We start from the raw sequence: 12,836 nt of genomic DNA, 5'->3' as shown, positions 1-12,836 counted from the left end.
TCAAAATTTTGGAAACGCTTAAAAATTTAGTTGGTGCAACAATTCTTATGGAATCCAATTATCTGATTTTTTGAAAATATTTTCAATCGTATAATTCTTCAAATCTTTCTTAGAAAGCTGATGCGACCAATCTACTCTTTTGGCGGTTTGTCCACCTTCGCCTTTGCTTCCAAATTCTGCATAGAAAGTAGTTTTCTCTTTATCAGGGAACATTTTATCGCCTTTCCAAGGATTCCAGCCTTCTGGTAAAATATGGCTTTCCATAGTTGTATTAATGAAAACTGTCTTTGCAAATGGTCGCCAAGGTCGTCCGAGATAAACTTTGGTAATATCTTCTTTTGCAGTCAAATGACAATCAATAAAAACAAAACCATATTGATTTTCTTTGCTTGTTGCTGCAGCAGTGATGTAAGAATTCGCTAAACTTTTGATTTCACAATTCTTGAAAACTGCAGTCGCCTGCCCAAAAATAAAATCCGTAGTTCCTTCTATATAACAGTTTTCATAATATTGTCGGCTGTGATCAGTTGCTGTATAAAGCGTATCCTGACAACCTAAGATTTTGGAATTCTTCATTACAAATCGGTCACCTTCTACGTGAAGAGCAACTGCTTGTCCTTGATTGCACGATGAATTTTTAATTGTCAAATTTGAAATCTTAATATTATCTCCAGCAACTAAAAACGTATAAGAATTAAAAGTATTGAGTTTTTCATTGGTTAAAGGATTCAGTTTTCCGGAGAAATCATCATTAGTAATGATTGTATTTTCTTTGTCTTCCCCTTCAATTGTAATCCAATGTTTTGAGGAAGGAATCACGACTTTTTCATTGTAAATTCCGGATTTAATCTTAATCAAAGCTTCAGCAGGACCTAAATCCCGAATCGAATTAATCGCACTCTGAATCGTGGTAAAATCTCCAGAACCATCTTTAGCAACTGTAATCGTGATATAAGGTGATTGAGCAAAGGAAAGAATTATCAATAGAAAACTCAGAAAAGAAAATAACTTTTTCACCGGATTAATTTTTCAAAACTTTATCCAGAAAATCAACAGTATATTTTAAAGTCTCATCAAACCAAGGCTGAACCAACCAAAACGAATGCGGAGAATCTTTGATTTCGTGAAATTCTGTTGTGATATTATAACTTTTTAATAACTTCATCATATCATCTCTTCCTGCGTGAAATCTCGGTTGAGAACTGTTTATGAATAATGTTGGAGGCGTATTTTTTCCAACATACTCCAAAGGTGAAGCTTCTTTCCAGATTTGAAAATTTTGCGATTTTGTAAAACCAAACCAATAATCGCTGTAACTTCCTTCTTCAGATTCAGGATGAATGAAAGATACAATTCCGTCGATATTGACAATCGCCTGAACTTTATTTTTCACACCAACCAAAGTCGCCAATTGCGCTCCGGCAGAATTTCCTCCAATTGCAATTTTCTTTTTGTTAATAGCAAATTCTTTGTGATGTTTCTTAAAGAATTTCAAAGCATCTTCGATATCTTCAACTCCTGCAGGATATTTTGCAACATCACTCAAACTATAATTAATTGCCATTGCTACATAACCTTTTGAAGCCAATCCCTGAGCGAAAAACTTCTCATTTTCCTTACTTCCTGAAATCCAACCACCGCCGTGAACCAAAATAATTCCAGGATATTCCCGAGATGAATTTCCAGGGAAATAAATATCTGCCAAAAGTGATTTCCCGTTTCTGGTTTTGTATTCTACATCTTTTTTGACTTTGACATTTTTTGGAAATTCCAAATTCAGAGGCTGAATAAAAGGATATTTCTTTTTCAGTTTTTCGTAAGATCCTTCTATCGTATAAGGTTGTGCTTTTGGTCTTTCGATTTCCTGAGAATAAATCTTTGAAATCGAAATCAATACAATAGAAAAACGGATGAAAATCTTCCGCAGATGACTATTATGATTTAAGTTAACTTTGGTTGGCTTCATCCGTTTTAAGAAAAAAATATAAGAAAAATTATTTTACTGTATTCTTCGGAACATCTTTGGAGATAGACAATTTATCGCCCGTAATTCCTTTTGGCAATTTGATGGCTTTGGTCTTACTTCCAATAACTTTAATCAAAGGAGATTTAGAAGATTCCAAAGTCAATCCGGAGATGTCAACATTCTTACTGTTATAGATTGTTGCACCGGTTCCGTCGGTATATTTGATTTTTACATTTTTCAATGTAATTCCGTCTGCATCTACGATTGTCAAAGCTTTTTTGGTATCGAAGTTAGAATCTTCAACAATAATATTTTTAAGATTCATTTCAGATAAACCGTTTAATGACAAAGCTTCGTAAGAATTAGAAGCTGTGATATTTTTGAAGAAAACGTTTCTGAAAATCGGAGTTTCTTCAGTTACAGGTATATCCTTTACTACTCTTTTTTCGTCATCAGCATTTTGATCTTCTTCGATGATTGGTGAATTACCTTCATAGAACATATTAAAACCAATCACTTGAGCCGGAATACCTGTCATATCCACATTGTTAATCCAAATATTCTCAACAACGCCACCTCTTCCTCTCGTTGTTTTGAAACGAAGTCCGATGTCTGTTCCAATAAAAGTACAATCCGAAGCGTGAAGATTACGAACACCACCAGACATTTCGCTACCAATGACAATTCCGCCATGAGCGTGGTAAACCGTATTGTTTTTGATGATGACATTTTCTGTCGGGATGCCTCTGTCACGACCGTCTTTATCTTTTCCTGATTTGATACAAATTGCATCATCACCGACATCAAATGTATTATTGTAAACCAAAACATTTTTGCAAGATTCCAAATCCAAACCGTCGCCATTTTGAGAATACCAAGGATTTCTAACAGTTAGATTTCTCAAAATCAGATTACTGGACATTAATGGATGAAGATTCCAAGCCGGGGAATTCTGGAAAGTTGGACCGTCTAAAAGAACTCTGTCACAACTCACCAAACTCACCATTACAGGACGTAGAAAGTCCTTCACAGCTTCCAGTTGTTCTTTCGTGATTAGTTTTTCAGGAATGTTGAAATTCGCCGTGCTCTCGAAGCCTCTTTTGGAGCTTTCGCTTGGGAACCAAATTTTCTTGTCCGCAGACAAAACGCCACCTTTTGACAACAATTCTTTCCACTGTCCATCCGTCATTTTCCCTTTTTTCACATACCTCCAAGCGTCGCCGTTTCCGTCTATCACACCTTTTCCTGTAATCGCAATATTGGTTGCACCTTTTGCTGAAATCGGTGACTGGCAACGGGTTGTATTCAACCCTTCAAAACTGACATCAACCAAAGGATAATCCGCGAAATCTCTACTGAACATTATCAAAGCGCCATCTTCCAAATGCAGATTGATATTGTTTTTCAGAACGATTGGTCCTGTTAACCAGATTCCTCTTGGAACGACCACTGTTCCGCCACCTTTTTGGGAAGTTTCGTCAATCGCTTTTCTGAAAGCTTCTGTAATTTTTACAATTCCGCCCGGGACAGCACCGAAGTTTTTGATATTGACAGAAGTTGCAGGAAAAGATGTTTCTGCAACTGTCGGCATTTTGAATTCTACATTTTTGTAAATATCAGAAATACTCTGTCCAAAAGCGTTTCCTGAAATTAATGTTGCCAAGCTTAATGCTAAAATTTTAATCGTTTTCTTCATTGTTATCTTTTTAAATTCTCGCAGGTTAAACAGATATGGCTGATTTTAAAATTTGCTGAATCGGCAAAATCTACGAGATAAATTTTTGTATTTAATAATTATTTCTTACTTACAATTTTTTTGAATTCATTATAAACCAACTGAGCAACTGCTTTTGCGCCTTCCGGTTGGAAATGCGTATCATCTTTTTGACCTTTTGGATAGGCTTCGTATTTGCCTTCAGGAAGATTCATAAAATAAGTTGTGGTCACGAAGTCTTTTCCTTTTTGGGTGAAAAATTCTCTGGAAAGCCTGTTCAAATCAATAACATCTACTTTTTGTTCCTGCCCGACTTCTATCATCGCTTTCGCATAATCTACGTGGCTGTCGCCCAAAACACCATCTTTCCAAGGATAATTTCTGGAAACCGGCGTTACTAAAATCGGCGTTGCTCCTTTTTCCCTTGTCTGGTGAATGAACAATCTCAAATATTCTTTGTAACCCGGAACATCCACATAACGATCCACTTTTTTCTCAGATTCATCATTATGACCAAATTGAATCAAAACCCAATCTTTCGGTTTCAGATTTTCGAAAATATAACGCCATCTGCCTTCCTGAAAAAAAGTTCTTGTGCTTCGTCCCCCTTTAGCTTTATCGACAACCAAAACATTTTTTGTTAATGGTGATTTGAAAGTTTTAAGACTGTCAGCCACAAAAAACTCCTGAAAAACTCCGCCCCAACCTTGCTGTGGATAACGTTTTTCCTGATAATTACTTTCCAAAGTATAATCTGTCAACGTAGAATCGCCAGCTAGAAAAATATTGGTTGTATTTTTATCTTTGGAAGGTTGAACGATTCTCTCTTTTTGATTATCCTGTTCTGTCTGAGCAAAAGTCATCACAGAAGCTGTGATAAAAAATGCTGTTGAGATATTTTTGAAGGATATTTTCATTTTTGATAATTATAATTTATTTCGTTTTAATTTTTAGTAATTCTGAAAAAGTCAAAATCGGCGTAACCACCTCTTGAAACTTTGGAATCGCTGACAGAATAAATCCCGACTTTTGCGCCAATCCATTTTCCGGGTTTTGCCTGAAATGTTTCGCCGATATTCTCAAACTTCTTCCCGTTTTCACTATAACTGAAAGTACAGATTCCGTTTGGTTCGCTGACATTGACTTTCAGGTAAACTTCGTTTGATTTTAATTTAATTTCGTTCAGAATTTTTTCTTCTCCGCCTTTTTCTGCTTTTTGAGCATTTTTTAGCTGGAGATAAAATCCGTCAGGCTTGTTTGTAATCACTAATGACTGATAATCCATTCCCATTACCAGAAGTCCTGCCGTTTTTCCTTCTTTGACATCTTCAGGTAATAATTTGACTTTGGTAGTTGCTACAAAGTTTGGAGCTGGAAATTTCTGAGTTAGAAGATTCGGAACATTCCAAAGATTTTTTTCACCATCCGGAATTTTGATTGAGAATAATCTCAGATAATCTTTTCCTGGAAGTTTTGCTGACCAAACAATATTTTCATTCGCGCTCCACTTCCATTGCAAACCAATTTTATCATCATTGAATTCATCTGATTCCGCAGGTGTTTCTATTGGATATGATTTGCCAACATCAGGTTTTTTGAATGTTAGAACTGGTTCTCCTATTCCATTTTTATTATTATCAATTCCGATGACTGGCCAGTCTTTTTCCCACTTCATAGGTTGAAGATGAACGATTCTTCCGCCTGCGTCCACATCCTGAAAATGATAAAACCAATCTTCACCATTCTGCGTATCGACCCAAGCACCCTGATGTGGACCATTGATTTTAGACGAACCTTTTTCTAAGACAATTTTTTCTTCATAAGGTCCATAGATATTTTTTGAACGCAAAGCTAATTGCCAACCTGTAGCAACACCTCCAGCCGGAGCAAAAATGTAATAATAACCGTTTCGTTTGTACATCTTCGGGCCTTCAACTGTTGGATGTGCATCGTGTCCGTCAAAAACGTGAATGCCTTTGTCCAGAACTTTTGTTCCTTCTGGATTCATTTTATTGATGGTCAAAATACTCTTGACTCCTGCTCTACTTCCCGCCCAGCCGTGAACCAAATAAGCCTGACCATCTTCATCCCAAAACGGGCAAGAATCAATTAAACCTTTTCCTTCCATTACCAAAATTGGTTCATCCCATTTTCCAAAAGGATCTTTGGTTTTGACCATATAAATTCCGAAATCTGGATCGCCCCAATAGATGTAATATTCACCTTTATGAAAGCGGATACTTGGCGCCCAAACACCATCACCCCGTCTTGGTTTATTGAAATGTTCTTTTGGAATTAAATCTGTTATTGCATAATTCACTAATTTCCAATTGATCATATCTTTTGAATGAAGAATTGGTAAACCTGGCATTTCGTTGAAGCTGGAAGCAGTCATAAAATAATCGTCACCAACACGAATCGCATCCGGGTCAGAATAATCTGAATACAAAACCGGATTTTTATAAGTTCCATTTCCTAAATCCGAAACCCAAACTTCTGAAACGTAAGGTTTCGTTTTCTGTGCATCGAATTGATTGATTGCTATTGCAAACAAGGAAATGATGATATGTTTTTTATTGATTTTCAAAATTTTTATTTTATTTAGACTATTTTTTTGAACGCAAAGTCCGCAAGATTTTTTTGAACTTATTGAAAATATTTTAAGGTTCGCAAAGGCGTAAAACTCATCAAAGAAAAACAATGTAAGATTTCTAAGAATTATCAATATTACTTATTCATTATTTTTCTAATTCCAAACTGGCGAGAATGAATGGTCCGGTTCCTTTTGGATCGTTGGAACGGATCTCTTCATTAACGTAATAATCATAAGTTCCGCTTCTGTAAGGTGTTCCTCCTAAACCTGCAACTGCACAGTTTTGGTTAAGATTTACAGTTCCGTCTTTTTCAACCGTGATTAGATTTTTGATAATTCCATCATATCCTTTTTTAGCAATTGCCTTGTAAGAATCTGGCAAATAAGCTTTTCTCGCAGCTTTGGCGAATGTGTAAACAAACATAGATGACGCAGAAGCTTCCAGATAATTTCCTTTTTCTCCACCTTTGTCCAAAACCTGATACCAAAGTCCTGTTTTCTCATCCTGAACCTTCAACAAAGCTTCTGAATAAGATTTCAAATAACCAATCAATTTTTCTCTTCTCGGATGATTTTCTGGCAAGTAATCCAAAACATCTACGATGGCCATTCCGTACCAGCCCATTGCTCTTCCCCAGAAATTAGGAGAAAGTCCTGTTTCTTTATCTGCCCATTGTTGTTCCTTGCTCTCATCCCAGCCGTGATATAACAATCCGGTTTTAGGATCAACAAAATGTTTCTGGATTACGTCAAATTGATTAACAATATCAATATAAGCTCTGTCTGCTTCTGCGCCGTCATTAAACAATCTTGTATAACTCGCATAAAAAGGTTCCGCCATATATAAACCGTCTAGCCACATTTGGTTTGGATAGATTTTCTTATGCCAGAATCCACCTTCTGAAGTTCTTGGATGATCATTCAATTGTGATCTCAACAATTGAGCGCCTTTCAGATATTTTTCGTCTTTAGTTGCTAGGAAAAGATAAATCAAAACGTTGCCGGAATTCAGCATATCGAGATTGTATTTGTTGATATCATAGGTTTTGATGGTTCCATCTGCATTGACTAATTCGTCTGCATATCCTTTTATATAATCAAAATATTCTCTTTTTCCTGTTTTCTTGAAGAGTTGTTCTGCGCCTTTCAAAACCAACCCGTTGGGATAACTCCATTTTGGTGTTTTGAAAAAATCTAACATCCAAGCTTCTGGAAAACGTTTCATTTCAGACTGCATCATCCTTTCTGACCAAGGCAATTTTGTAGAAATGGTCTGTCTTGTAACTTTCGATACTTTTTGATTGGTCTGCTTCGGTTGTTGCGCATAAGAAAAAAATAATCCTGATGCGAATGCTGCAATAGTTAATATTTTGAGTTTGTTGAATCTCATTTTTCTTACTTTTTATTTTTCTCTTCTAATTAAATAGATTGAGATGATTGGTTTAAAGTTGAATTGCACGCAGCCCGACTTGAGCGGAAATCCTTTTTGTTATTGCGATTGTACTAAAGTTCAACAGATTGCTTCACTTTGTTCGCAATGACAAAAAGATTGGGAGCGGAAGGCGGATTAAGCTGCCCAAATTATTCCATTTACAATTTTCCTTCTTTATCTAGTTGGTCTAATTTTTTTTCTAAATCCTTATAGAATTCGGTTTCTGTTTTTAAGCCATTTGGTTCTTGTGACCAAGCTCCCAAAAAGTAATACGATACATTTTTGGTCTTTTTGAAAACCACCGTATGAGTGGATTTGGTCTTCACATATTTATCTAAATTGTTGATAGGATAGAAAACCGCCATCCCCAGATTGTCCTCTTTCTTAGCCAAAGTCTGCTGACCAAAAGTCGCAATGTAAGCCCACTTTTTGTTCTTGCTTACGGCTTGTTTAGCCGGAATATTATCAAATGCCACAATCCCAGTACATAATCCTGAAATGGTATTGCTCAACGTCAAATCTACTTTTACAAAACGATCTCTGTTAAAAATCGTGAGTTTGGATTGTAAGTCTATCGCATCGCCCCAAGTTTTCCAACCTTTGTAATCGATAATAGCTGAAGAATTATCTTTCCCGTTGATAACTTTTGCTGTTGTTGATTTTACCGTTTTGAATGTTTCTACAAAATCATTTTGTTCATCATATCTTCCATAAGAACCGATGCCAATTGTACGTCCGGATTTCAAAATATCCTGTCCCCAAGGCGCATCGTGATGGTAAGATTCGAAACCATCCTGACCAACTTCCGGTAATACTAAAGTGCTAACTTTTTTTCCAAAAATATCCGTTGCATTACGCCAATCCAAATACAATCTGTAACCAACCTGATTGTTTTCCAAACCAATTCCTTCGTACCTGATATACGACGAATGGTCTGTATGTTCCGCAGGAATAATTAGTTCACTAACGTTTTTGAAAGTTCCTCCAATGTACTTGTTTCTTTCCCACTTTCCGCCTTCTTTTACAGATAATTCGGCGTAAGAAAATGGTGCATTCCCATTTTTTTTAATTGATTGGATAACATCTGTCTGTGCAGAACAGTTGATGAAACTTATCAGAAGTCCTGAATAAACAGTTTTTAGGATGATGTTTTTCATTTTTACTATTTTTTTTTGAACGCAAAGTCTGCTAAGATTTTTTATTCAATTCAATATTTTTAAGTCGCAAAGACACTTCGACTTCGCTCCGTGTGACATTTCTAATAATTAATTTATTTTAAAATTCCAGTTGTCTTTTCCTGAAAGCACATTTTTGATAGCGTATTCTTTGGATTGTTCTTTGGTTAATTGATGAGACCAAGAAACTCTCTTTTCCGAATTAGCTCCAATTCCTTTAGAATTAAATTCTGCGTAAAAAGTTGTTTTCTCAGCTTCCGGTTTTTTCCAATTGTGCCAACCTTCCGCTTTTATGACATTCGAAATTTCTGTATTTATAAAAACTGTTTTCGCAAAAGGTCGCCAAGGTCTTCCAAGATAAACAGATTCTGGCTTAGCAGCGCCTTTGATTTTGCAGTCCCTGAAAACAAATCCATATTTGGTATTTTCCGGTGTTGAAGCTGCTGTAAGATAAGTTGCGCTTTCTTTCGCATAGATTGTACAATCCTTGAAAACGGCTGTTGCTGCCCCGAATATAAAATCAGTTGTACCTTCTATGTAACAGTTTTTGAAATAATGACGAATTTCTCTTTTTGGTGTCGGAACATCCTGCTCGCCTTTCAAATATAAAGTATCTTGAAATCCCAAAAATCTGCAATTTTCAAAAATGGCTCTATCGCCTGTAATCAAAACTGCAACTGCTTGCCCAACTTTTCCTGCATCATTTTGAAATGTGATATTCTTTGCCGAGAAATTATCTGAAAAAATGAAAATTGTAGAAGAACCCGTTGTTCCCATTTCTTTTACTTCAGCATTTTTTTTTGATGCAAAATCATCATTTATAATAATAGTTTCTGTCAAACTTTCGCCTTCAAAATAAATGGCACCTTTGGTTATTGGAACTGTGATTTTCTCTCTATAAATTCCTTTTTTGATGATAATCTTAGTTTTAGATTCTAACTTATCTTCAACTGCATTGACCGCTTCCTGAACTGTTTTGAAATCTCCTTTTCCGTCTTTTGAAACTGTATAAACTTTTTCAGAATTATGAATAACGCTGAAAGAATTGATACAAACCAAAACAAGGATGAAAGAAAAAAACGATAACAGGTTTTTAGACTTTAACAATTTCATTTTTTTTGAATCTTTTTTTAATATACAAGTTTCCACCCCTTTTGGGATGAAAACTTGTATGAAATTAACAATAATAATATCTTATCTAAATAAATTTAGAAAATCTAATATCATTGATGATTATTTTTTGATAATCTTCTTGGTAATAGTTCCTTTATCAGTTGTGATACTTATAATATAATTACCAGTTGTAAGGTTTCTCAAATCCACAGAATCTGCTTTAGCATCGGCAATATTCTTAACCAAAGCACCTGCAATATTGTAAACTTTAACACTTTTTACTTTTTCTCCAGCGGTGTTTATGTGCAGATAATCAGAAACTGGATTTGGATATAAAGTAACCTGAGCTTTGTTGATATCAGATGTTGCCATGGTTGCATAAGCCGTCTTGATATAGTACAAATTGGTTGTATCACCTTTCGAAATCGTATGTTGACCACCTGTGACATTAGGAATTGTAACAATACCGTTAGATGCTGTGTAATTCACGCCATCGAATTTAACTACTTTAGCAAAGTCAGCATCGAAAACTAAAGTTAATGTAGATTCTGCTGTTGTTGTGTAATTGATACTTGTAGAAGATTCCATTTTGAAACGTTTTGTCAACGTTAATCCGTCGTAAGATTGAGAACCATCCGTAGAGTTCATATTACCAGTAATTGTGTAGAACGTACTTATTTTCCCTGATGTTGTAAAATTGTGAATCATTCCATCTGTTGAACCAGGTTCACCAGGATTGCCAGGACCAACAGTTACAGTTCCACTGATAGATGCTGAAGTTCCTGAATTACCAACAGTTGTAACTGTATAAGAAGTAGTTTCAGTTGGCGTTCCAGTAATTGTAACAGTTTTAGCGTTTGCATCTTTGGTAAAAGTAAGACCGTTAGCAACGCCAGTTAATGTAACATCCGTCGCATCTCCTCCCCAAGTAAAAATAATTGGAGCAACCGCTGAACCAGTAGAAATTGTCTGATCTTTGTTCCCAGAAGTGTTTACCAAAGTCTGAGAACTTCCTTCTGCCTGAATATAAACCATAGAAGTTCCATAGCTTGTTAAAGCAGATTTTAAACCTGTAATGACAGTATAAGATTTGTCATCCACAGCGTTGTCAAAAGTCCATTTGAAATCGCCACCTTGCACACGTCCTGCATACGATTTAGTTCTATCTCTTGCTGCTGTTGGATCTTCAACCGATAAATTTTTCACATAAAGGGAAGCATCTGTGTCAAAGTTATTGTAAGTTTTTGCACCAACTTTTGATTTCACAGTTGCCGGAACAGTTTCGCCACGTGTTGTTGCTAAATATGCATCAAAATCTGTCAATGAATTGATTTTCCCCTCGATGTTATATAAAGGATTTGGATCCGCATAAGCTACAAAACGCATAGAATTAGTTGCAATATCAGCGTCCATTATGTTATTGAAAGCCTTAATCAAACCACCATCTTCACCAGAGAAAGTCCCCTGGTTGGTTGGATCATTCATTTGTTTTGAAGGATTCCAAACATCTGTTCCCTGCAAAGAAATCATCATTGGATTCTTAGCATTTCTGAAATAATTGTTTTCTAAAAATAAAGAAGAACCTTCTGTAGAGCCTGAACCGTATTTAGAAATTCCATCAAAATAATTATTATAAATATGAGCAGAATAATAACGAACTCTAGGATGTCTAGAATCTGAATGATCAAACCAGTTGTGGTGATAAGTCACGTACAAACCAGCAGTTGTATTTTCACTTAATCCTAACAAACTTGCTTTACCAGAATCCCAGAAGTGATTGTAAGCATACGTTGCATAAGATGTTCCTTTGTTATCCAATGCTCCATCACCTTTGATTTGATCCGCATCGCTACCAGCGTGTCCATAGAATAAATCGTTATTATGAACCCAGATGTAAGAATTGTTTTGTTGCATCCCGATATTATCACCTTCGCTACTGTCGCAATTCATAAATCCAAGATTTGAAATCTCAACATTGGTTGCATTCTTTACACGGATTCCCCAACCGTTAGCAGTTGCATCATTTCCGACACCTTCTACAGTAATGTAACTTAAATCGTTATTCTTGTTTTCAACCACAAGATCGCCACCTTCCATATCAGTAAAATCGGTAATATTACCAACTAGTCTGAAGATGTATGGTCTCTTGTCAATACCTTTTTTGATACCGGAAAAGATATTTTGGAAGCCAACATAGTTAGTTGTATTTCCGTTGTTATTCGTAATAACATTGAAAGAAATGGTGTTTTTACTTTTTTCAGTGATGTAAAGAATGACCGCATTATCTTTTGGTGTTCCGTCAGCTTTGTATCCGCCAGGAACCCTTCCTCCATTAAATGCAAATCCATTTCTATCCTGTGGAAGAACTGTCAAAGTACCAGTTGTAGAGCCAGAGCCTTCGATTCCTAAAATTACAGGCTTAACAGTAATTGTATAATTTCCTGCTTTAAGACCTAAAATATCAGCTCTCAGATATGATCCATAACTACGAATCAAATAATCGTCAACTTGTTTGTTTACTACACCTTCTCCGGAATAGTAAACATTATATCTTCCGGCATTTTCTACCGGTTGCCATTTTACAAAGGCAGTTTCTATCCAGCCTGCTGATTCGTTGAATGTAACAGACTGTCCTGATGCCTGCATAAATGCAAGTAAAAAGAATACAAAAAGTAGTTTCAGTTTATTCATATAAAATTTATTAAATGAGTTTTTTACGAGTTTTTATAAAAAGTAATTATTATAATTAGTGTTGACCTTCAACGAACCCTTCTCATTAACTAATTTTAAATAATATCAGTAGTTGTTTTGTGTAAAAATTTGGACAAAGAAGTCCTTAGAGT

Annotated in this window: 9 protein-coding genes; all 9 read right to left on the bottom strand. The window is 35.7% G+C overall.

Going from position 1 to position 12,836, the window contains the following annotated elements; translation table 11 throughout:
• Positions 1-45 precede the first annotated feature (45 nt).
• The 9 genes from V7P73_RS09930 to V7P73_RS09890 all read right to left on the bottom strand — a co-directional run bounded on the left by V7P73_RS09930 (position 46) and on the right by V7P73_RS09890 (position 12,684).
• Entirely contained in the window at positions 46-1,017 is a 972-nt protein-coding gene (locus V7P73_RS09930; RefSeq protein ID WP_333853174.1) for a pectinesterase family protein, read from the bottom strand.
• A 4-nt stretch (positions 1,018-1,021) separates the two neighbouring features.
• Positions 1,022-1,966, bottom strand: coding sequence for an alpha/beta hydrolase (locus V7P73_RS09925; protein WP_333853172.1), 945 nt, complete (start codon positions 1,964-1,966; stop codon positions 1,022-1,024).
• 28 nt (positions 1,967-1,994) lie between these two features.
• Positions 1,995-3,662 (bottom strand): glycoside hydrolase family 28 protein, encoded by a 1,668-nt coding sequence (locus V7P73_RS09920; protein WP_333853170.1) that lies wholly within the window; start codon positions 3,660-3,662, stop codon positions 1,995-1,997.
• Between the two features lie 98 nt (positions 3,663-3,760).
• Positions 3,761-4,597 carry a rhamnogalacturonan acetylesterase gene (locus V7P73_RS09915; RefSeq protein ID WP_333853168.1) on the bottom strand — a complete coding sequence of 279 codons (837 nt, stop codon included), beginning with the start codon at positions 4,595-4,597 and terminating at the stop codon, positions 3,761-3,763.
• 26 nt (positions 4,598-4,623) lie between these two features.
• Positions 4,624-6,261 carry a glycoside hydrolase family 43 protein gene (locus V7P73_RS09910; protein WP_333853345.1) on the bottom strand — a complete coding sequence of 546 codons (1,638 nt, stop codon included), beginning with the start codon at positions 6,259-6,261 and terminating at the stop codon, positions 4,624-4,626.
• 157 nt (positions 6,262-6,418) lie between these two features.
• Positions 6,419-7,663 carry a glycoside hydrolase family 88/105 protein gene (locus tag V7P73_RS09905; RefSeq protein WP_333853166.1) on the bottom strand — a complete coding sequence of 415 codons (1,245 nt, stop codon included), beginning with the start codon at positions 7,661-7,663 and terminating at the stop codon, positions 6,419-6,421.
• A 200-nt stretch (positions 7,664-7,863) separates the two neighbouring features.
• Complete coding sequence (locus V7P73_RS09900) at positions 7,864-8,862, bottom strand: DUF4861 family protein (protein ID WP_333853164.1); 999 nt, start codon at positions 8,860-8,862, stop codon at positions 7,864-7,866.
• Between the two features lie 108 nt (positions 8,863-8,970).
• Positions 8,971-9,993, bottom strand: a complete 1,023-nt coding sequence (locus tag V7P73_RS09895; RefSeq protein WP_333853162.1) for a pectinesterase family protein — start codon at positions 9,991-9,993, stop codon at positions 8,971-8,973.
• A 120-nt stretch (positions 9,994-10,113) separates the two neighbouring features.
• Entirely contained in the window at positions 10,114-12,684 is a 2,571-nt protein-coding gene (locus tag V7P73_RS09890) for a pectate lyase family protein (RefSeq protein WP_333853160.1), read from the bottom strand.
• Positions 12,685-12,836 lie beyond the last annotated feature (152 nt).

The organism is Epilithonimonas sp. (assembly GCF_036780765.1).
Lineage (GTDB): Bacteria > Bacteroidota > Bacteroidia > Flavobacteriales > Weeksellaceae > Epilithonimonas.
This window is presented reverse-complemented; position numbering and strand designations above follow the sequence as displayed.